At 67.9% G+C, this 21,280-nt stretch carries 20 protein-coding genes; 9 read left to right on the forward strand and 11 right to left on the reverse strand.

Translation table 11 applies throughout. The features are described from left to right. Positions 1–153: 153 nt before the first annotated feature. Positions 154–1,971, reverse strand: coding sequence for a hypothetical protein (locus tag ACRYA2_RS10475; protein WP_433627442.1), 1,818 nt, complete (start codon positions 1,969–1,971; stop codon positions 154–156). 654 nt (positions 1,972–2,625) lie between these two features. On the opposite strand from ACRYA2_RS10475, the gene ACRYA2_RS10480 reads away from it, so the two are divergent. After that, entirely contained in the window at positions 2,626–3,963 is a 1,338-nt protein-coding gene (locus tag ACRYA2_RS10480) for an aminotransferase class III-fold pyridoxal phosphate-dependent enzyme (protein ID WP_433627444.1), read from the forward strand. A gap of 7 nt (positions 3,964–3,970) precedes the next feature. Here the strand turns inward: ACRYA2_RS10480 and ACRYA2_RS10485 are convergent, their stop codons facing one another. From ACRYA2_RS10485 to ACRYA2_RS10495, 3 genes are all read right to left on the reverse strand, one after another. Continuing rightward, entirely contained in the window at positions 3,971–4,735 is a 765-nt protein-coding gene (locus ACRYA2_RS10485) for an endonuclease/exonuclease/phosphatase family protein (protein WP_433627446.1), read from the reverse strand. An 85-nt stretch (positions 4,736–4,820) separates the two neighbouring features. Further along, complete coding sequence (locus ACRYA2_RS10490) at positions 4,821–5,549, reverse strand: glutamine amidotransferase (RefSeq protein ID WP_433627449.1); 729 nt, start codon at positions 5,547–5,549, stop codon at positions 4,821–4,823. A 101-nt stretch (positions 5,550–5,650) separates the two neighbouring features. Then, positions 5,651–6,475: a PIG-L deacetylase family protein gene (locus ACRYA2_RS10495; RefSeq protein WP_433627452.1), complete on the reverse strand. Its 825-nt coding sequence runs from the start codon at positions 6,473–6,475 to the stop codon at positions 5,651–5,653. A 176-nt stretch (positions 6,476–6,651) separates the two neighbouring features. Here ACRYA2_RS10495 and ACRYA2_RS10500 point away from each other — a divergent pair, with 176 nt between their 5' ends. The 4 genes from ACRYA2_RS10500 (at position 6,652) to ACRYA2_RS10515 (ending at position 10,180) form a co-directional block, all read left to right on the forward strand. Continuing rightward, on the forward strand, positions 6,652–7,632 hold the full coding sequence (locus ACRYA2_RS10500; RefSeq protein WP_433627455.1) for a Gfo/Idh/MocA family protein: 981 nt from the start codon (positions 6,652–6,654) through the stop codon (positions 7,630–7,632). Then, on the forward strand, positions 7,629–8,621 hold the full coding sequence (locus tag ACRYA2_RS10505; protein ID WP_433627458.1) for a Gfo/Idh/MocA family protein: 993 nt from the start codon (positions 7,629–7,631) through the stop codon (positions 8,619–8,621). Before ACRYA2_RS10500 ends, ACRYA2_RS10505 begins: the two co-directional genes overlap by 4 nt. Positions 8,622–8,741: 120 nt before the next feature. After that, complete coding sequence (locus tag ACRYA2_RS10510; RefSeq protein ID WP_433627460.1) at positions 8,742–9,119, forward strand: Rid family detoxifying hydrolase; 378 nt, start codon at positions 8,742–8,744, stop codon at positions 9,117–9,119. Continuing rightward, the gene (locus ACRYA2_RS10515; RefSeq protein ID WP_433627463.1) at positions 9,116–10,180 is read left to right on the forward strand and encodes a glucose 1-dehydrogenase; all 1,065 of its coding nucleotides are present in this window, start codon (positions 9,116–9,118) and stop codon (positions 10,178–10,180) included. The genes ACRYA2_RS10510 and ACRYA2_RS10515 overlap by 4 nt, the downstream gene beginning before the upstream one ends. Positions 10,181–10,257: 77 nt before the next feature. Here ACRYA2_RS10515 and ACRYA2_RS10520 read toward each other — a convergent pair whose 3' ends face one another. Continuing rightward, a complete protein-coding gene (locus ACRYA2_RS10520) occupies positions 10,258–11,466 on the reverse strand; it encodes an aminotransferase class V-fold PLP-dependent enzyme (protein ID WP_433627465.1) in 1,209 nt (402 codons plus the stop codon). Between the two features lie 104 nt (positions 11,467–11,570). Here ACRYA2_RS10520 and ACRYA2_RS10525 point away from each other — a divergent pair, with 104 nt between their 5' ends. Further along, on the forward strand, positions 11,571–12,569 hold the full coding sequence (locus tag ACRYA2_RS10525) for a hypothetical protein (RefSeq protein WP_433627468.1): 999 nt from the start codon (positions 11,571–11,573) through the stop codon (positions 12,567–12,569). Here the strand turns inward: ACRYA2_RS10525 and ACRYA2_RS10530 are convergent, their stop codons facing one another. The 3 genes from ACRYA2_RS10530 to ACRYA2_RS10540 form a co-directional block, all read right to left on the reverse strand. Continuing rightward, complete coding sequence (locus ACRYA2_RS10530; protein ID WP_433627471.1) at positions 12,570–14,270, reverse strand: amidohydrolase family protein; 1,701 nt, start codon at positions 14,268–14,270, stop codon at positions 12,570–12,572. It abuts the gene before it with no gap. A 69-nt stretch (positions 14,271–14,339) separates the two neighbouring features. Then, the gene (locus ACRYA2_RS10535; protein WP_433627473.1) at positions 14,340–15,680 is read right to left on the reverse strand and encodes a neutral/alkaline non-lysosomal ceramidase N-terminal domain-containing protein; all 1,341 of its coding nucleotides are present in this window, start codon (positions 15,678–15,680) and stop codon (positions 14,340–14,342) included. A 1-nt stretch (position 15,681) separates the two neighbouring features. After that, on the reverse strand, positions 15,682–15,915 hold the full coding sequence (locus ACRYA2_RS10540) for a hypothetical protein (protein WP_433627476.1): 234 nt from the start codon (positions 15,913–15,915) through the stop codon (positions 15,682–15,684). Between ACRYA2_RS10540 and ACRYA2_RS10545 the strand changes: the two genes are divergently transcribed. Further along, positions 15,841–16,818: a mannonate dehydratase gene (locus ACRYA2_RS10545; protein ID WP_433627785.1), complete on the forward strand. Its 978-nt coding sequence runs from the start codon at positions 15,841–15,843 to the stop codon at positions 16,816–16,818. The two genes, ACRYA2_RS10540 and ACRYA2_RS10545, sit on opposite strands and share 75 nt — an antisense overlap. A gap of 128 nt (positions 16,819–16,946) precedes the next feature. Further along, positions 16,947–17,684: a fumarylacetoacetate hydrolase family protein gene (locus ACRYA2_RS10550; RefSeq protein WP_433627479.1), complete on the forward strand. Its 738-nt coding sequence runs from the start codon at positions 16,947–16,949 to the stop codon at positions 17,682–17,684. Here ACRYA2_RS10550 and ACRYA2_RS10555 read toward each other — a convergent pair. Further along, entirely contained in the window at positions 17,681–19,213 is a 1,533-nt protein-coding gene (locus ACRYA2_RS10555; protein WP_433627482.1) for a sulfatase, read from the reverse strand. The two genes, ACRYA2_RS10550 and ACRYA2_RS10555, sit on opposite strands and share 4 nt — an antisense overlap. Next, positions 19,210–19,413: a DUF1450 domain-containing protein gene (locus ACRYA2_RS10560; RefSeq protein ID WP_433627485.1), complete on the reverse strand. Its 204-nt coding sequence runs from the start codon at positions 19,411–19,413 to the stop codon at positions 19,210–19,212. Before ACRYA2_RS10560 ends, ACRYA2_RS10555 begins: the two co-directional genes overlap by 4 nt. An 80-nt stretch (positions 19,414–19,493) precedes the next feature. Between ACRYA2_RS10560 and ACRYA2_RS10565 the strand changes: the two genes are divergently transcribed. Next, positions 19,494–20,486 carry a Gfo/Idh/MocA family protein gene (locus tag ACRYA2_RS10565; RefSeq protein ID WP_433627487.1) on the forward strand — a complete coding sequence of 331 codons (993 nt, stop codon included), beginning with the start codon at positions 19,494–19,496 and terminating at the stop codon, positions 20,484–20,486. Here the strand turns inward: ACRYA2_RS10565 and ACRYA2_RS10570 are convergent. Beyond that, a complete protein-coding gene (locus tag ACRYA2_RS10570) occupies positions 20,471–21,271 on the reverse strand; it encodes a M55 family metallopeptidase (protein WP_433627489.1) in 801 nt (266 codons plus the stop codon). The genes ACRYA2_RS10565 and ACRYA2_RS10570 overlap by 16 nt on opposite strands. Between the last annotated feature and the right edge of the window lie 9 nt (positions 21,272–21,280).

The following is a 21,280-nucleotide window of genomic DNA, read 5'->3' on the forward strand; positions in this document are numbered from 1 at the left end:
CACGACGCGACCCCGCGACCACAACGGCGGAGCTGAGTTCGGCTCCGAACGCGGAACACCGACGTTTCGCTCGGCGAATAGGCCATCTCCCAACGAGCGGAGGCTCTCGCGGTCCACATTCTTCGGGGTCGACCACTTCCAGGATCACGCCAGTCACTTGAAGGACGACGGCTCTTCCACGCGTACGAGGTCGTACCCGGAGAGCGCGTAGATTTCGCCCTCGTCGCCGACCGTGATTCTGGGGTTGCCGTACCACTGGCCGTCGAGTCCGTCGACGACGGTCGTCACGTCGTACGTTCGAGGGTCGATCCTGATCACTGCCTCCGTACTTAGCCCGTAGACTGCCCCCTCGTGCGTCGCCAGCGTGGTCCAGCCGTCGGTGGCCGTCCCACGATGGACGACTTCGGGAACGTCGGGGTCGACGACGAAGAGTTCGCCGTCGACCGTGACCCCGTAAAGCGTCCCGTCGTGAGCCACGATGTCGTCGATGCCCGCCGTCTCCTCGACCGGAACGAGTTCCCACCCCGTCTCGAACGTCTCGGGGTCCCAGGAGACGAGGCGGGGGGTACTCGCGACCGGTTCGGTTCCGAGTCCGCCCTGGATCTCGCTTCCGAGGTAGACATCCGCGCCGTCGCGGGCGATGCTCGAAACCGATTGCTTCTCGACGACGTCCCGGTGGACCCGGACGTCGCCGGTCTCCCTGTCGAATGCGGCCACGGCACCGCCGATGTGCCCGTAATCCGGGCGGGTCCCGACGTAGAGGGCGTCGCGACCCTCGTCGTAGTGGATGGTCCGCGACCGGTTCTGGGTCTCGCCGATGGTCGCGAGCGTCCGCCGTTCGTCTCTCTTCGGGTCGTACTCGACGACGCTGGCGTCTGGATACGTGGCGAGATAGATCGTGCCGTCCACGGCCACCATCGCCTTCCCCTCGCCGGGAACGCTCCGGGTTTCGACGGCGTCGCCGTCGCGATGGCGGTGTATCTTCCCGTGGGACGTAACGTAGACAGCGTCGTCGAGCGCGAGAGCCGACTGGGGCCGTTCCGCTCCGCGACTCATGCCGGCGTCGGCCAGGTCGATTACTTCGACGTCGCCGACTCCGGACGACCAGACGGAGCCATCCGACGACGCCCCGACGGCGGCCCCGTCGTCGACCGAGAGCCAGAAGGGCTCGAAGTTGTCTATGCCCGATCCGATCGGTTCCGGGCCTCGGTCGGCTCCGTACTGGAGGACGGTCCCGTTCTTGAACCCGTACACTGTCTCCGCGTCGACGGCGACCGTCGAGACGCCCTCGTCGACGAGACGGAAAGAGGACGGGTCGTCGCGGTCGATCGCACAGAGCGTCCCGTCGGGAGTTAGCCGAACGATCACCTCGTCGTCGGTCAGCGCCAGTTCGTACGCTGTGTTCTCGTCGGTCAGTTCCGCTGGCAGAATCGATCGCTTCGCGCCGCTCTCCCGGTCTACCGCGACGAGCTGTGCCTTCGTGCCCACTCCCATGTAGATGGTGTCCTCGCTGGCGACGATGCTCCGGGCGTAGTCGATGTCCTCGCGCGCCCGTCCCAGCGAACGCGCCTTCTCCGCTTCGACGTCGTACTCGCGGACCGTCGCGTTCGGATACGTACCTGCATACACGCACCCGTCGACGGCCGCCACGTCCCAGACGAACGTCTCGTCGTCGAACGTGGCCAGTTCCGTCACGCCCGCACCGTCGGGGTCGATCCGGTAGAGGCTCGCCGGATGGTAGGTACCGAAGTAGACGACTCCGTCGTGTTCGACCATCCCGCGGATGCCGCCGACGCCGGGAACTTCGTGCTGGGCGTCTGTCGTCGCACTCGCCAGGTCGAGTGCCGCGACCCTCGTCGGGTGGACGCTCCGGGTCCCGACGTGGACGGCGTCACCGACGCGACACGACGCCGATATCGAGATGGTCGGTGCTGCCCGCCCGAGACTGGTGATTCGAAATCGCTCCTCCATACACTTCGATGCGACTGTGCCCCTATAAATCGTATCCCTGCCGCACGAAGGATCGTCGAACTTCGAGCGAGTTGCCGCACTCGTGGCCCTAGTTCCCTGGCATCGTCCTTCGTGTCCCGGCCGTCACAGTGGTCGATACCGTCGACCAAGATCGAACGGGTCCGTCGTCTCGAAGCCCCGCGTTTCACGCTTCCAAATCGACGTCGTTCGGCGGTCGAACCGCCTCTCGATTCCGGACGGCGTTCCATCTAGAGCTCCTCGTTGGCTATGAGCAAGTCGCGATTCAACACTTTTCACCGGCCTGTCCTTTACAGAGATGGTGATGTAACGACTGTGACGCCGAATGGGCCATCGTTTGGTAACCGGAAACATAGGCGGTCAGGAGGAGTGAGCGTCACGTCGCCAGTGATTACAGGACGCGTGGTGAGATTTTGGCGGAAAACCCTGCGTCGGACCGACTCACCGCCCTTTACCGGTACCGCAGTAGCTGGTTCGGCATCACTGCGTTTCGAAGAGTCAAACTCCGCTCGGGAGGTCCGATTCCGAGACGAGGACGGCGGACGAACGACGCACCGATGTCGGCCCGCGTCCTGTTAACGGGAATCGACAGGGACGGACGAAGATTTATTCGTCCGCGGTCACGTTCTCACGGCAATGGACGACAAGCGGAGAGTTCCGACAGACGAACGTCCGCTGGAACGCTCGCAGGAGCTGTTGCACCGTGCGACCGACGTCATCCCAGGCGGTTCACAGACCCAGAGCAAGGGGCCATCGAACTGGGTGCGAGGCGTCGCCCCGACACACGTCGAACGCGGAGAGGGGTCGCACGTCTGGGACGTCGACGGTAACGAGTACGTCGATTACACGATGGCGCTGGGGCCGGTCATCCTCGGTTACGACTATCCCGTCGTGACCGACGCCGTCGAAGCACAACTTCACGACGGGACGACGTTCTCGATGCCCCACCCTCTCCAGGTAGAGGTGGCGGAACTGTTCACGGACATCGTCCCCTGCGCGGAGATGGTGCGGTTCGCCAAGAACGGCAACGACGTGACGACGCTCGCCGCGAAAATCGCCCGAGCGTACACCGGCCGAGACGTCGTCGCGACGCAGGGGTATCACGGCTGGCCGGACGTGTGGACGGGCGCGACGGAGATGGAACGGGGCGTGCCCGCGTCGACCGCCGACCTTACTGCGACGTTCGAGTATAACGACGTCGAGAGCCTCAAACGGATATTCGAGGCGCACCCCGACGACGTGGCGGCCGTCGTCACGACGCCGGTGAACCTCCACCCGCCCGAGGACGACTTCCTCCAGCGGGTTCGCGAACTGACCAGTGAGCACGGCGCGCTCCTCGTCTTCGACGAGGTGTTGACCGGCTTCCGATTCGCCCTCGGCGGCGCGCAGGAGTTTTTCGACGTGACGCCCGACCTCGGCTGTTTCGCCAAGGGGATGGCGAACGGGTTCCCGATATCGGCGCTCGCCGGCCGCGAGGACGTGATGCGGACGCTGGAGGACGACGACGTGTTCTTCTCCACGACGTACGCCGGCGAGGCGATGTCGCTGGCGGCGACGAAGGCCTGCATCGACGTGATCCGCAAGAAGGACGTCACCGACCGAATCGCCGTGCGGGGACGGACGCTCCGCGACGGCTACAACGATCTCGCCGTGGAGTACGGACTCGCGGACCGGACGAGCGCCACGGGGTATCCGTGGCGGTTCGCGGTGCGGTTCCACGACGAGGACGGCGAGGTCGACACCGCCGCCAAGAGCCTGTTCATGCAGGAGTGTATGGACCGCGGCGTCCTCTTCTCCGGCACCCACTTGCCGTCGTACAGTCACACGACCGACGACGTCGCCTACACGCTCGACGTCTACGAGACGGCGCTCGCCGAACTGGCGGACGCCGTCGAGGACGACGAGGTCACCGACCGACTGCGCGGAGACCCCGTGGGTGCGACGCTCAGACAGCGCACCGGCGAACGCGACTGAGCCGCCCCTACGACGGCAGTTCGAGCGTCGCCGTCAGCGCGAGGTGGTCCGACGCGGGCGAGTCGACCCGCCTCACCGACCGCACGGTGACGTCCGGCGTGCAGAACACGTAGTCGATGCGGCGCTCCGGAGTCGTCGACTCGCCCGTTCCGGCGTCCGACGACGAAGCGGGGAACGTCGGCGCGTCGCCTGCGCCGCGGTCGTCGAACGCGTCGACGTACGTCTCGGTGAGCGCCGAGACGGAGGCGCTGTCGGGCGAGGCGTTGAAATCCCCGACGAGCACCTGCGGCAGTTGCGTCTCCATCGCCACGTCGAGAATGGCCCCGACCTGCCGTCGGCGTTCGTCGGCGGTCAGGCAGAGGTGCGTCGTGGCGAACGACAGGGACGTCCCCTCCAGTTCGACGTCCGTGACGAGGAGGACCCGCCGTTCCGACTCGGGGTCCGCCGGCAGTTCGAGCGTCCGCGACGACCGGACGGGGCCGCGACTCAGCACGGCGTTGCCGTACTGTCGGGGGTCGCCGCCGGAGTCGTCGGTCGCCTCCCGTTCCAGCGCCGGTGCGAACACGCCGTGGGCGTCCAGTCGGTCGCGCAGCACCGCGAACTGGTCCTCGTACTCGCTGCTCGCCCGGAACCGGCGGTCGACCTCCTGGAGGCCGACGACGTCGGGGTCCACCCGCCGCACGACGCTAGCCACGCGGTCGAGGTCGAGTCTTCCGTCGACGCCAATGCCGCCGTGAACGTTGTACGAGAGCACCTGGAGCGTGTCGCCCATGTGCTACGAATGGCGGGCGAAGTGCTTCAAGCGTTCGCCCGGGCCGTAACACGGTCGGGTACCGCCCGCACGTCGACGGGACACGTCACGTCACCCGGTCCACGACGCGCTCCCACACCGTCGGGAGGTGTTCCCAGTCGAGCAGCGCCTCGGGGGCCCAGTGGGGAGCACAGTCGGTGGCGTAGGCGAACGCACTCCCGTCGCCGGCATCGCCGACGACGAGGAAGGGGTCGTCGTCGACCGTCGCCCAGACCTCCGCCTCCGGTTTCGCCGCGAACCGGTTGTAACCGAGGACGTGGGGCCACTCCTCGGGCAGGTCGGCGTCGGGGACGCCGGCGTTCTGTGGGACGGCACCCGCGGGCTTCTCGACGCGGTCGTCGCCGGTCGACACCTCGACCGGGAGGACGTCGGCGACCGGGGTCGAGCCGTACCGCGCCTGCCCGCCTTTCCCTGCGAAACTCATGTAACCGCCCACCATTCCGAGCGCGCCCCCGTCGCGGACCCACTCCGCGAGTAGCGCACACCGGTCAGCGTCGGTGTCACCCGCAGCGACCCGTTCGGTTATCTGGAGCGTGTCAGCGCCGACATCGCTCAGGACGACGAGGTCGTACGCGTCTAGCTCCTCGCGCGTCCGGGGGAACGACTCCGCGGCGACGTGACACGGCTGGTAGGTCACCGACGCTCCCAGCCCTTCGAGCAACTGGACGTACCGGTCGGCGGCCTCGCCGTATTCGCTGGCCCGAATGACGTTCCTTCCTTTGATTTCGAGCTGTACGGTCACCCACGATTCGCCGGCCAGGAGGATGTCTGTCATCGTTCGAGGGTCAAATGCATCCTCTATAACGGTGTCGGTATATGGTAATTTATCTTACAGGACTCCCACGACGGACGTGCGGCCTGGCGGTTGGAGTAGGGTTAGAAGGGGAACAGTCGGTCGGCCGCCTCGTCGGTGAGCGGCCGGCCGTACTCGCTGGCCTCGAACGCCTCGGCGTACCGGACGTCTTCGCCGTCGACCCCGTACCGTTCGACGAGTCGTTCGCGGTAGCGGTCGGCGACGTCGGTCAGGGCCTCTACGTGCGGAAGGCCCCCGTCGCGCAGCCACTCGTACCGCTCTTCGGGGTCGTCCGGCACCTCGTCGAGCACGCCCTCGTTGTACGGCAGCCACTCGTACAGTTGGGACTCGTGACGGTCGAGCATCTCGAACTTTCGGTCTGCGACGTCGTCGACGGCGACGACGACGTCCGGCGAGAAGGGGTACGGTCGGTCGAACGCGTCGCTCAGGTACGCGAAGACGGGGTTGCGGTCGAGCGCCGGCGTCGCAGGGCAGACGTTCGGAACGGTCACCATGTACGCCGCGTCCCGGACGAGCTGCGCCGTGTACCGGTGGTCGGGGTGGTAGTCGTTCGGCCGGTGGCTCAGCACGAGGTCTGGTGCGTACTCCCGTATCAGTCGGATGACGTCGTCGCGGTTCTCGAGCGACGGCCGGAGCCGACCGTCCGGGTTGTCGAACATGCGGAACTCGATGCCGGCGACGTCGGCCGCCGCGTTCGCCTCGGCGCGGCGTCGCTCGACCAGCGTCACACCGGCCTGTTCGTGGTGCCCGGCAGCACCGTTCGTCATCGAGACGAACCGTACGTGGTGACCGCGGTCGGCGTACTTGCACGCGAGGCCGCCCGCCTTGAGGTCGCAGTCGTCCGGGTGCGCGCCGACGACGAGGACGCGAAGTGTGTCGGTCGTCATCGCTCGACACCAGTTCGCGAGGGGACATAAATGGTGGTGGGGCTCCGGCGCAGACGCCTGCCGTCTCGGAGGCGGGTGACGGGCAGTCACTGCCCGGCGGGGATGTACCACTCCGGTGCGACCGGAGCGAGGAACCCACCCCGACGTTCATTACGGTGGCCGGCCATTGCTCCCGCATGCAACGACTCGTACTCGCCGGAACGGGCTTCATGGCCGAGACGCACGTTCCCCAGTGGCAGCGGATGGACGACGTCTCCGTCGAGGCCGTCGTCTCACCGAGCGGTCCCGAACCGTTCCTCGACCGTCACGGCCTCGACGCCGCGGCGTACACCGACACAGTGACGGCCTGCGAGGAGAGCGACGCTGACGCCGTCGACGTCTGCACGCCGACGCACACGCACGCGGACATCGTCGACGCGGCAGCCGACCACGGTCTCGCGATCTTCTGCGAGAAGCCCCTGGCGCGGTCGCTCGACGAGGCCGCCGCCATCCGCGACACAGTGCGCGAGGCCGGCGTGCAGATCATGGTCGGGCACGTTCTGCGTTACTTCCCGCAGTACGCAGCCGCCAAGCGCGAGGTGGACGCGGGGGTGGTCGGGCGGCCGGGCGTCGCGCGTGCCCGGCGACTCTCGCCGTTCCCGCAGTGGGGGTCGGCGAACTGGTTCGCCGATCCGGACAAGAGCGGCGGCGTGTTCCTCGACCTGGCGATACACGACCTCGACTACCTCCGCTGGGTCTGGGGCGACGTCGACCGCGTGTTCGCCCGGCGAACCGGCGACGGCGCGCGCCAGCACGGCACCGTGACGCTCCGGTTCGCGAACGGGGCCACGGGTTACGTCGAGGCGTCGTGGGCGCAACCCGACTCGCGCGAACTCACGACGTCCCTGGAGTTTGCGGGCGACGAGGGCGTCGTCGCGGTGGACAGCGAGGACGCCCGACCGTATCGGGAGTTCACCGGCGACGAGGTGACCGTCGAGAGTCCCGTCGCAGAGGACGGCTACTACCGCGAGCTCGCGCACTTCGTCGACTGCCTGGAGAACGGAATCGCGCCGGACGTCGGCATCGGCGAGGCGATGGCGGCGATGCGGCTCTCGCTCGCCGCGCGGCGGTCGGCCGCCAGCGGAACGCCGGTCGCGCCAGCGGAGGTGGACGCGTGAGCGTTCCCGTCGGCATCCTCTCGGCGGCCCACGTTCACGCCGGTGCGTACGCTGCGGCGCTCGACACGAACGCAGACGCGGAGTTCGTCGGCGTCGCGGACGAGGACGCAGACCGGGGCCGGAGATTGGCCGACGAGCACGGCACGGACTACTGCTCCACGGACGAACTGCTCGACCGCGCGGCAGGCGTCGTCGTCTGCGCACCGAACGCGGCGCACCGCGACCGCATCGAGGCCGCGGCGGCGGCCGGCGTCGACGTCCTGTGTGAGAAACCCCTCGCGGCCGACCCGGACGACGCTCACACCGCCGTCGCCGCCTGCGAGGACGCCGGCGTCCGTCTCGGCGTGGCGATGCCGCTCCGGTTCAGCGAACCCGTGCAACGAGTGGAGCGGACGCTCGACGACGGCACGCTCGGCGACGTACACGCCGTCACGGGGACGAACCGCGGTCGGTGCCCGGGCGGCTGGTTCGTCGACCCCAGCCGGAGCGGCGGCGGGGCGGTCGTCGACCACTCGCCCCACGTCCTCGACCTCGTCCACCACCTCCTCGGCGAACGCGTCCGGGAGGTGTACGCCGAGTCGGGAACGCGGTTCAACGACATTCCGGTCGAGGACGTGAACCTGCTCTCGATGGAACTCGGCGACGGTACGCAGATAACACTCGACGGGTCGTGGAGTCGGCCGGACGAGTGGCCGACGTGGGGCGACGCCACGCTCGAACTTCACGGGACCGACGGCGTCGCGACCATCGACTGCTTCGACCAGACGCTGCTCCGCGTCGGCAGCGGAGGCGACCGCGACGCGACCTGGCCGTTCTGGGGGTCCAACCCGGACCGCGCGCTCGTCGCCGACTTCGTCGACGCCGTCGCGAACGGACGCGAGCCGGCGACGACCGGGCAGGAGGGCGCCGCGGTCGCCGCCGTCATCGAGGCCGCCTACCGGTCTATCGACCGCGGCGAGGCCGTGTCGGTCGACTACCGCGACGAGTGAGACGCACCGCAATCCGCTCTCGGCCACGGACCCAGTAGAACGGCCACCCCGCTCGACGGTTCCCGTCGCAGGGACCGGCGAGGGATTTATGTCACCGCCGCGGGAGGGTGTAGACGAGTCATGGAAGAGATCAACACCGACGAAGCACCGCCGAGTATCGGTCCTTTCTCGCAAGCCGTCCGCGACGGCGGCCGCATCTACGTCTCCGGCCAGGGCCCCGTCGACCCCGAATCGGGGGAGATAGTCGGGGACACCGTTCGGGAACAGACCGCGCGCACGCTCGAAAACGTCGCCGCCGTCCTCGAAGCCGCCGACAGGTCGCTCGACGACGTGGTGAAGGCGACGGTGTTCGTCCGGGACATGGACGACTACGACGCCGTCAACGACGTGTACGCCGACTACATGACGGAACCGTATCCGGCGCGCAGCGCCGTCGAAGTCGCCGACCTACCCATCGACATCGGCGTCGAAATCGAGGTCGTCGCGTCCGACCAATGAAGGCCATCGTCGTCGGCCGCGGGGAGTCGCGGCCGCGCGTCATCGAGAAATCGCGTCCGGAACCCGAGGCGGACGAGGCGCTCGTCCGGACGCTGCGGGTCGGCATCGACGGAACTGACCACGAGGTGCTGTCTGGCAACCACGGCGGGTTTCCGGAGGGTGCCGACCACCAGGTCCTCGGCCACGAGGCGGTCGGCGTCGTCGAGGACCCCAACGGCACTGACCTGGAGACCGGTGACGTCGTCGTGCCCACGGTGCGACGGCCGCCCGCCGACGGGTCGAATCGGTACTTCGACGCGGGCGAGCCGGACATGGCACCCGACGGGATGTACCGCGAGCGCGGCATCGCGGGCGCTCACGGGTTCATGGCCGAGTACTTCACGAGTCCGGCGGAGTTTCTCGTCCCGGTCCCCCGCGAGTTCGCGCCACACGCCTTCCTGATCGAACCCATCAGCAACTCCGAGAAGGCCTTCGAACTCGCGTACGGGTCGCGGTCGACGTTCGAGTGGACGCCCGAGAGCGCGATGGTCCTGGGCAACGGCCCGCTGGGGCTGTTGACGCTGGCGATGCTCGGCGAGAGGTTCGACCGTACCTACTGTCTCGGCCGGCGGGACCGCCCCGACAGGACCATCGACATCATCGAACGCCTCGGCGCGACCTACGTCGACTCGCGGGAGACGCCGGTTCCGGCGGTCGCCGACGCCCACGAACCGGTCGACTTCGTCTACGAGGCGACGGGGTACGCGAAACACGCCTTCGAGTGCGTCGACGCGCTCGCGCCGAACGGCGTCGCCGCGCTGCTCGGAATCCCCGAGGACTGGACGTTCGACGTCGACGGCGGCCGACTCCACAGGGAGTTCGTCCTCGAGAACAAGGCGCTCGTCGGCAGCGTCAACTCCTCCGTTCCGCACTTCGAGGCGGCGAAGGAGTCGCTGGCCGCCTTCCCCGACTGGTTCCTCGACGAACTGGTAACGGGCGTCTATTCCCCCGACGAGGTCGACGCGGCGTTCGAAACCGGCGACGACGTCATCAAGACCGTCGTCGAGTTCGACTCGCCGTAACGACCGCGCTCCGCGGCTCCGTCCCCGGCATTCGCGGGTGGAGGGACCGTCGAGCATACGTCGCCCCGGGCGAGTCGTTACGTGTCGAAGTGCGCCCGGAGGCGGTCGATTACGTAGTCGGTCTCATCGTCGGTGAGACACATGGGGTTAACGGTAAATCCCTCGGGGAGGCTGTCGGCCCCGACGAACACGCGCGGTTCCTCCCGGCGGAGCCCGGCGACCACCTCGGTCGCCGTGACGCCGGCCGCGTCGCCGTCGACCGTCGCGGCGACCTCGGGAGCGACCGCCGTCTTGTCGGTGGCGGTTATCGTCGTTTCGACGCCGGGAACCGAATCGAGAGCGTCCGCGACCCGCTCGGAGCGTGCCAGCCACTCCTCCCCGAGGGCGTCGTGGTCCTCCGCGACGAACGCCTTCAGCGCGCTGATGAGGCCGACGAGTTCCTCCTTGCCGACCTTCATCGGTCGGCCGATTCCCTGCCTGGGAACGCCGCCCAGTTCGTCCGGATCGAGGAGCGACGTCGGCGGTTCCCAGACGGACTCGGCTGCGTGCATGTCGAGGTGCTGGGCCGCGACCGACGAGACGAGGTCGGCGCGACCCGCGAGGATGCCCGTCGTCTGGGGTCCCCGGATAGCCTTCCCGCCGCTGAACGCGACGAGGTCAGCGCCGGCGTCCGTGAAGCGTTCGAGGTTGGTCGCGGGCGGCAGTTCCGCGGCTGCGTCGACGACGACGGGAACGCCCTCGTCGTGAGCTATCGCGCAGACCGTCTTCAGGTCGGGCTCCGTGTACGGTTTCGCCACGTAGGCGACGGCAGCGGTGTCCTCGGTGATGGCGTCGGCGTACTCCCACGGCTCGACGTTCCGTGACCCCGTACCGAGGTGCCGGTCGTTCGTCCCCACGTCGACGATGCGGGCCCCCGACGCCCTGACGGCGTGGTCGTACCCCGTTCGGTGGGTCCGCGCCATCACGACCTCGTCCGCCAGCCCCTCCGTGTCGGGGAGTCGGGCCATCGCGCCGAGGTCGTCGCCCGCGATGCAGGCCGCCGTACCGAGCGCGAGGGCCGAGGCCACCCCGCAGGTCACGTAGCCCGCGTCCGCGCCCGTGGCGTCGGCGACGAGGTCGCTCGCCCGGGCCTGCAGGTCGGAGAGGCGGACGAACGCCTCGGCCGCGCGATCCATCGCTTCCCGGGCTTCGGGGCGGATTCGACTCCCGCCGATGCGCGTCTTGGTCCCCGTCGCGTTGACCACGCTCGGAACGCCCAACTCCTCGTATATCGTGCTCCCTGGCATATCCTACCGGGTAAGGTGGTTCGAACCCTAAATAACTGGTCGTCCACGCCGACCGGTAGGTCTAATTCCCGGGGGGACGAGGGTGACGGTAACGGAGCACTCACATGACCGGCCTCGAAACTGGAACCAGCTACTTCGACGTGATGGACGTCCGGCACGCAGAGCGAGACCTCGACCGCTTCCGCGACGCCGGGCTAGACGCCGTCCTGCACACGTTCAGCGAACGGGACCGCGAGTACTTCGAACGAACGAAGGCCGACCTCGTGGCCGCGAGCCACGACCGCGACTTCACTGTCTACGTCAACCCCTGGGCCGTGGGCGGCGTCTTCGGCGGCGAGGCGTACTCCGGTCTCGTCGCCCGCGAGCCTTCGGTGCGACAGCGTCTCGCCTCGGGCGAGCGCGTCCCCGCCGCGTGCTTCAACGACCCCGACTTCAGGGAGTACGTCCGCGGATGGACCCGCGACGCCGTCGACATCGGCGCCGACGTGCTGTTCTGGGACGAGCCCCACTGGTACAACGTCGACTGGTTCCGGGAGTACGCCGCCGACGACTGGAGCTGTCGGTGCGAGCACTGCCGAGAGCGCTACCGCGAGCGCTTCGACGAGCCCATGCCCGTGACCGAGACGGAGGCGGTAACGCGGTTCCGAGAGGAGTCGCTGCTCGACTTTCTGGACGAGATGATGGCGCTGGGCCACGAACGCGGCGCGGAGAACGCCGTCTGCCTGATGCCAAAGAAGACGGCCGACTACGGGTTCAGCGACTGGTCGAGGGTGGCGACGAACGACCACCTCGACGTCCTCGCCACCGACCCCTACTGGGAGGCGTTCGGTGAGTCCAACGACCCCGAGTCGTTCGTCGCCGAGTTCGGCGAGACGGTGAGCAGCCTCGCGGCCGACAACGACCTGCGCAGCCAGCTCTGGGTGCAGGGGTTCGACCTGGAAGCGGGTGCCGCGGCGGACGTTCGAGCGGCAACGCGTGCGGCCCTCGACGTCGGCGTCGACAGCCTGTTCACGTGGGGCTACGACGGCTGTCGAACGATATCCGGAATCGCCGCCGACGAACCGGACGCGGTCTGGGACGCGTTCCTCGACGAGCTGCCCTGACTACTCCAGTATCGACGCGAGGTTCCCGTGGCGGATGCGGTCTTTCGCCTGGTCGTCGACCGGCAACTGCTCGACGTGGACGTAGTGAGCTTCGAAGATGCGGAACGGCAGTTTCGGGCCACAGACGAGGTTGTCGACGCCGACGTCGTCGACGATTTCGGCACCCTGGTGGGGAAAGAACATGTAGAGGTCGTCGAGGACGAACAGCGTCTCCCCGTCGCGGACAGCGTTGTCGAGGTGGACGCCGTCGGGGTACGACTGGGTCGTCTCCCTGGCGATACGGGCGGCGTTGTCCCACGCGTCGGCGACGACCACGTCGGCGTCCGGGGAGGCCTGCAACAGGTCGATTATCGCGTCCGCCTGTTCGTCCGAGAAGTACTTGCTCCGCATCCCCTCGAACCCGTTGAGGACGACTCGCGGATGGCGCTGGCGCTGGTCCTCGATGCTCGCGGCGACGACGACGGGGACGTCCCGCTCCGCGCAGGCGTCCAGGAGTTCCTTCGCCTCGGGTGCGTCCGGGTCGTAGTCGTGGTGCGCCGGTAGCATCTTCACCGCTCGCATGTCGAACTCGTCGATGCACTCGTCCAGGTCCTCCTCCCACGCTGGATACGTCGGGTCGATGGTCGCTATCGGAATCAGGCGCTCGTTACCGTCCAGGCGCTCGTGGAGCTCGCGGTTACCCGCGTGGGAGTTGCGATAGAAGAGGCTCTCTGCGGCCGAGACGAGCGCCCGGTCGACGCCCTTCTCGTCCATCGTCGCGAGGACGTCGTTCGGGTCGGCGTCGACCGGTCGGAACGGGAACTGCCCGACGAACGCGTTCGCGTCCACGACAGTGTCGGCGACAGGTTCCTCGGCCCGTTCGAATCGCTCGCGTATCTCCTCCCTGCGCCGGTCCACCTCCGCCTCCGGAAGCTTGTTCGCGGCGTCGTCGGGTACGAGGTCCTCCATGTTGTAGGCGACCGTCGCCTTCTGGTCCGGCGTCAGGTCGCACCCGAGAAGTTTGCCGACCCCCGGCAGGAACCATGTGTCGGTGCCGAAGACGAGGCGGTCGGCACCGAGGTAGTCGACGGCCATCTCCAGCATGCCGGTATCGGTAACGCTCCCGCTGACGTCGAGGTAGACGTTCTCCTGGTGCTGGATGTTCTTGATACGGTACTCCCAGTCGCCGCCGCCGGCGATGTGAGCGGCGATAATCTGCAGGTCCGGATACCGAGTCGCCAGTTCCATGACGTCCTCCGTGTACGACTCGGTCGGGTACTCCTCCGGATACGGCTCCTCGCGCTGCCCGACGTGGACGATGATGGGAACGCCCATCTCCGCCGCCGCCTCCGCGAGCGGGAAGAACTGGGGGTTCGACACCTTCATGTCCGACCCGCAGATGTCCCCGGGACCGAAGTGGTTCTTCAGGCCGACGAGACCGTCGTCCTCGACAGCGCGCTCGAACTCCGCGACGGCGTCGTCGCCCCACCGCGGGTTCGCCCGGGCCCACCCGTAGAAGAGGTCGGGGTGTTCCTCGACGTACGACGCCACTATCTCGTTGTTGCGGCGACACTCCTCGACGGTCTCGCCCAAGTCGCCGATGAGACAGATTCGGTCGACTCCCATCGTCTCGGCCATCTCCCGGACCTGCGACGCGCGCTCGGCCCGTTTTTCAGGGGTGGAGTTGTCCTCGGTCCAGAGGTGGAAGTGACTGTCTATCATCCGACAGTGACCGACGCGGGCGACCGATAAATAAGCACGGTCCACACGACGCGACGGTCGAGCGAAGTTTCACTCCCCGACCAGGTCGAGGCTGGCTTCGCGGAACGCCTCGACGCCGGCCGGTGCGAACTTGCAAGTGCGGACCTCGTAGCCGCCCTCGTCGAACGCCTCGACCGTGGGGAGGTAGCCGACGTACTCGTTCGCGTACCCGGCCACGACCAGCGGGTCGGCGTCCGCGGCCGCCTTGAACGCGAGACCGTGTTCGACGAACGCCTCGCCGGGAATTGAGAGGAAGCCGAGGGGACCGGCGTCGACGTACGCGAGTTCCGTCTCGTACGCGTCGCGGTTGCACTCCGCCAACCGCCGTTTCTCCTCTAGATACCAGCGGTCCCGGAACAGCGACGCGAGCCGACTATCGTCGTCCTGCAGACTGTGGAAGTCGACGGCAGCGGGGTCGCCGCCGAGCCGGTCGATTTCGGCCGTCAGTTCAGCGTGCCGTCGCTCCATCTCCTCGGGTGTCGACGTCGCCTGGAACGCGAGTTCCACGGTCCGGCGCTCGACGGTCAGGCCCGCGACGGCGAGCGGGTCGGCGTCGCGGGCCTCGGCGACAGCGTCGAGCGCCGTCTCGGCCACCTCCTCGCCGACCGTCGTCACGTAGCGGTAGACCGCCTCGTCCGGTCGCGTCTCGGAACTCCCCCGGGGGTTGACGTCGCCAGCGGCACCGTTCAGGAAGAGCGTCTCCATGCCGGTTTCAGAGCGAACCCGCTCGTACAGCGCCCCCGGCCAGTCCGCGGCGACGAGCGTCGCGTTGGCCGTCGTGCAGACGGGGTGGCAGGCGAAGTTCAACAGCAGCAGGTCCCGGGCGTCCGTCTCGACGACGACGGCGACCAGTTCCGGGTCGACGGGGCCGTCCGCCCGTCGGCGGTTCACCGCCACCGCGTCGTCGGTCGCACGCCCCACCCGGAGCGTCGCCGACGAGCGACGGTCGTACGCGTCCGATATCGCATCGACGACGGCCCGTTCGACGGTCGCAACGTAGTCGGTCGTGTCCGCGTCGTAGGATAGCAGCGGATTCACTTCGAGGAACCTACCCGGGACGTAGGGCGCGGCGTGCGTGTGAGTCGCGGCCACCGTCACGTGGTCGACGCCGAGCGCCGACGCCTCGTCGCGGACGGCCGCCGTCAGTTCGCGGGAGACGTTCAACAGGTCGACGGCGACGACGGCGACGGTCGTCGTCCCGTCGTCTAGGACGAGCGCCGTCGCCGACAGCGGCGAGTGGACGCCGGTCGAGGTTCGGTCGAGCGTCCCCGGTCCGTAGCCGCTCAGTTGAATCGGTTCGTCGGGGGTGATGTCGGTCCGGGCGCTCCCGGCGCGAAGCGTCGGCATGACCGGGAGTTCGTGGCCGTTCACTTCAATCCTTCTCCCGCACCGTTTCGGGCGCCGCACCGTCCACCGGTCGCGTCGCGGTGTCGTGCTTCGACCCCGGGTTCGCGACGGGGTAGTGCGGGTCGCTAGCGCACGGCGAAAGGATAAAGGCATTCTCGACCCACGTCTCGTCCGGTGACCACCGATTAAGACCGCAGTCGCACTCCCGGCAGAGCGCGACGAACGCTGGGAACTGGCCGCACAGATCGGCGTCGAGCAAGCAGTCGTCCATCCGCACATGAGCGAGGTGGACAACGGACGACGCGGCGACACGCCGTGGGAGTTCGACGACTTGCTCCGCATGAAGAACGCCTTCGAGCACGTGGGACTGGACGTCGGCGTGATCGAAGGCGGAACGCCGCTGACTGACGTGACCCGACTCGGACTCGACGGACGCGACGAGGAGATAGACCGCTTCTGCGAGTTCGTCCGCACGATGGGTCGCCTCGACATCCCCGTCCTCTGTTACAGTTGGATGACCCACTTCTGGTGGCTGCGCACCAGCGACCAGTATCCGACGCGCGGCGGTGCGCGAACGACCGCGTACGACCACGACCAGATGCAGCGCGGCCCAGTCCCCGACATCGGGGAGGTGACCGAGGAGGAGTTGTGGGACACCCTGGAGTACTTCCTCGAACGAGTCGTCCCCGTCGCCGAGGACGCGGGCGTGCGCCTCGCCCTCCACCCGGACGACCCACCGCTCAGTCCCATCCGTGGCGTCGGTCGCATCATTACTAGCGTCGAGGCGTACGACCGGGTGATGGACCTCTATCCGAGCGAGGCGAACGGTATCAACTTCTGTCAGGGGAACTTCGCCGCGATGGGTGTCGACCTCCCCGACGCTATCCGGCACTTCGGGGACGACATCGTCTTCGTGCACTATCGCGACATCGAGGGCGACGCCGAACGTCTGGTCGAGACGTGGCACGACGACGGCAAGACCGACATGGTAGCGGCGATGGAGGCCTACCGAGACGTCGGCTTCGACGGACCGGCCCGCCCGGACCACGTTCCGACGACGAGCGTCGAGTCCAACGACACCGCGGGGTACGAGTTCCGCGGACGACTGTTCGCCATCGGCTACATGCGCGGACTCATCGACTCGATGTACCGGGCGAGGTGACGCGGGCCTCCGTTCGTCGGTCGCTGATGTGGTACGGAAAGGCGACGAGGGCGGGTACGACCGGAGACGAAACGGGACGGGTATTCGACCCGAAACTTCGTAAGGCCCCCCTGCGAACGACCCACCACATGCGCAAGATACGCTTCCGCGACGAGACGGGTATCGAACGAACCGGCGAGTGGCCCGCCGGTGGCGACATCGAGGCGGCCGGGAAGACCTACGACCCCGAGGCAGTCGACGTCCTCCCGCCGTGCGAACCAACGAAGGTCGTCTGTCAGGCCGGCGGCTACATGGACCACCGCGAGGAGTCCGGGTTCGAAGACCGCCCGGAGCGGCCCGAACTGTTCCTCAAGGGGCCGAACAGCGTCTCCGCGCACGGCGACGCCATCGAACTGCCGCCGGGCCGCGACGTCGTCGAGTTCGAGGCGGAGTTCGGCGTCGTCATCGGCGAGCAGTGTCGCGCCGTCTCCGAAGACGAGGCGATGGAGTACGTCGCGGGCTACACCTGCGTCAACGACGTCTCCAACCGCGACGACCAGCAGGAGGAGCGAAACTGGGTGCGCGGGAAGGCGTTCGACGGGTCGCTTCCGATGGGGCCGGTCGTCGCCACGCCCGACGAAGTACCCGAAGATGCGACGCTTCGTCTCCGCCACAACGGCGAGGTGAAACAGGAGACGACGACCGAGATGATGATATTCAGCGTGCCGGAGCTCGTCGCGGAGGTCTCCGAACTCGTCACGCTCGAACCCGGCGACGTCATCGCGACAGGGACGCCGTACGGCCCGGACTCGCTGAGCGAGGGCGACACAGTCGAGGTCGAGTTCGAGGGCGTCGGCACGCTCGAAAATCACGTGACGACGCGCTAGGGTTTCGGTAGTCCCAGTCGGTCGTACTGGTTCTCGGCTACCGACAGCTCGTGCAGCGCGTCGACCAGCAGTTCCCACATCGCGTCCTCTTCGGACCGCTCCTCGCCTGCGAGGTTCGTCTCCTGGCGCGGGTCGGTGTCGGTGTCGAACAGCATCGGGTCGTCGTGGCGGGCGTACGACGGCCCCTCGAACCGCCAGACCGGACAGTCGGTGTACGGCAGGAATTCGCCGGCCTCGGCGTCCCCCTTCGGCTCCTTCGGCTTGAAGTTGCCGCGCGCGTTCATCATCGAGGTCGAGTGGAGCGCGGTGTCGACGCTCTCGTCGCAGGGGTGGAAGTACGTGTACCGGCCGTCGGTGACGTTCATTGAGGAACCCCAGTAGCCATACAGCGCCCGGTCGCGGTGGTGGTTGCGCTCGCCGCGGACGAGTGGGAGGATGCTCCGACTGTGAACGTTGTCGGGAACCGGCGCGTCGAGCGCCTCCAGTATCGTCGCGTACAGGTCGACCGCCGTCGTCAACTCGTCCACGCGGTCGCCATTGTGCGCACCGTCGGGATGCCAGACGAGCAGGGGCGTCCGAGCGAGGACATCGTACAGCGGCGCGGCGGGTTTCCCTATCCAGCCGTGTTCGCCGAGGTAGTGGCCATGGTCGGCCGTGACGACGACCATCGTATCGTCCCAGGCGCCGGTGTCGTCGAGGGCGTCGAGCACGCGACCGAACCAGCGGTCGACCATCGTCACCTTGCCGGCGAACTGCGCGCGAACGAAGTCGAGTTCCCGCTCCGAAAGCTCCGCCACGCCCTCGTCGATACGGCCGTAGTGGGGCCAGAACGTCAGCGCGGGGTCACAGGGGTCCTCGTCGGTGTACATCGAGGCGTACGGCTCCGGGCAGTGGAACGGCTCGTGGACGTCGAAGCTATCGACGTAGCAGAACCACTCGTCCCAGTCGGCGTTTTCCCTGAGCCAGTTCGACGCGAAGTCGAAGACCTTCGGCGCGAAGAACTCCGTCTCGTCGTTCTGGTCGAAGTCGGCGACGTTCCGGGCGTACTGCGCGCGGTTGATGTACTGCAGGCCGTCCGGTGCCCATCGGTCCGGGTCCGTCGCCTGCCGGAGCAACGCCTCGTCGTCGGGGACGCGCGGGGCAGTTTGCCACGCGTCGCACTCGTGACCGCGAACGAACTCGAAGCCGTGAAAGTCCTCGTAGTACCCGTTCGACCCGTGCTGGAAGTAGTGGTAGTGGTCGGTGACCAGTTGCGTAAGGACCTCGCTCTCTCGCGCGGCCCGAGGGAGGGTTACGTCGTAGGCTTCGACCGGCCCCCACGGCCGCCAGAGGAAGTCTTTCACGCCGGTCAGCCACTCGCGGCGTGCCGGCATGCACGCGAGACTGCCGGCGTAGTGGGTGTCGAACACCGCCGACCGTTCGGCGAACCGGTCGAGGTTGTCCGTCTCGACGTCGAACTCCACGTCGAGGTCGTAACAGCCGAGGAAGCGGCGACTCAAGCTGTCGACGGAGACGAATAGGACGTTCATCGGTCCGGGGACACTCCCGCGTCGGCCAGGAGTTCCTCGTGGTCGTCGCCGGTAACGAGTTCCCCGTCGACGGCGAGAAACGGTTCGTCGTAGCACAGTCCGCAACGCTGCAGGCAGGGCCACCCGACGCACTCCGCCGGAAGGGCCGCCCGCAGGTCGCTCGGGAGGTTGTCAACGCAGTACTCGATTCGGTCGACCATGCGCGAAGGGACGGCATCGGCGCTCTAATAACTATCCCGACCGGCGAACCTTTTTCTAACGTCGGGTTCTCGCCAGGGGTATGAGTTCACGAATCGGTATCGTCGGGTGCGGACTGATGGGTACCGAACACGCGAAGCGGATGGAACGCGCGGGCGGAGACATCGTCGCGGGCGTCGACGTCGCCCCGGAGGCGCGCGAGCGGTTCGCCGACGCCTTCGAAGCCGACGTCTACGAGGACTACGCCGACCTCTACGCCGGAGACGTCGACGGCGTCGTCGTCACGTTACCGAACGCGTTCCACGAGGAGGCGGCCGTCGTAGCGCTCGACGCCGGCCTCGACGTCCTGCTGGAGAAACCGGTCGCCCACGACCTGGCGAGCGCCGAACGCGTCGTCGCGGCCGCTCGCGACTCCGAGGGGTTCTGCATGACGGGGTTCACCATGCGATTCTACGCGGAGGTGACCGAACTGATGGGTCGCATCGAGTCGGGCGAGTTCGGCGACGTCACCCACGTAGAGGCCAGATACGTTCGCCGCGACGGCGTGCCCGAGAGCGGGTGGTTCATCGACCCGGACCTCGCTGGCGGTGGCGCGCTCGTCGACGTCGGCGTTCACGTCCTCGACCTGGCGCTGGCGGCCCTCGACTTCCCCGCCGTCGAGGGCGTGTACGGTCGCACCTGGGCCAAACGCGAGGACATCGACGTGGAGGACTCGGCGACGGCGCTCGTCCGGTGTGACGACGGCGCGACGGTCAGCCTCGACGTGTCGTGGGCGGCGAACGCCGACCCGAGCCAGTCGGTTGCCGTCCGCGGTAGCGACGGCGGTGCCCTCCTCGACGTCGGCGACGGGACGCTACGAGTGTACGACGACGCCGACGACGCCAAACGCGTCGAGACGGCCGACCACGACTGGCTCGCGCCCGAGGACGAGGCGTTCGTCGACGCCGTGGAGGTCGGCGCACCGCCGGCCGTCAGCGACGTCGAAGAGGGGTTGGCCGTCCAGCGGGTCGTCGACGCGATTTATCGCTCCAGCGAGACCGGAACGCTCGTCGCGCCGTCTCAGAACGCGAGGTAGAACTCGTCGTGCGGCGCGACGACGCTCTCGCCGGTGATGCGGACGGTCCGGTCGTCGACGCGTTCGACGTGGTCGGCGTCCTCGTCCCACCACCCCTCGCCCGGCGGAACGGGGTCGTAGTGTCGAACGTCGAGTTCGTACGGGGGTTCGAGACCGGTGTACGGCGGAACGTCGTCCAGTCGTTCGACGGCGCGGGCGGTGCCGTCGCGGACCGCCGCGCAGGCGTCGTCCGGGTCCCGGTGGACGGCCGACTCCTCGCCGGTGCCGCGCTTGACCGCCACCGTCTCGATCTCCGGGACGAACATCTCCGCCTCGTGGCAGGCCTTGTCGTCGCCCGAGAGGAAGACGGTCGGGACGTCCTGGTAACCGGCGACGAGCGCGCGACAGCCGAACTCGCCGACGAACGTGCCGTTCAGCCGGTAGTACTCGACCGACCGCGAGGAGTAGGTGTGTCGGAGCGGCGCGGCGACCGTTCCGGCCATCGCGTGCTGGCCGACGAACAGTTGGCCGTCGTACTCCGAGAGGTCGAAGTACGGCCGGCTATCTCCGGCGACGTACGTCGCGTCCTGGACGTCGTCCTCGCGCAGTCCGCCGGACCCGTGGCCGTCCCAGACGGTGACCTCGGCGTCGGGATAGACGTCTCGGACGCCGGCGATGCAGGCGTCGACCTCGCGGGCGAGTTGGTCCATCGCCGAAGCCTTCTGCGCTTCGTCTCGCGTGCGAGTGCGGTCGAAGGAGTCGATGCCGGCGACGCCTTCGATGTCGGTTACGACGAAAAATCGCATACGGTACGA

Source organism: Halomicrococcus pelagicus (assembly GCF_050954125.1).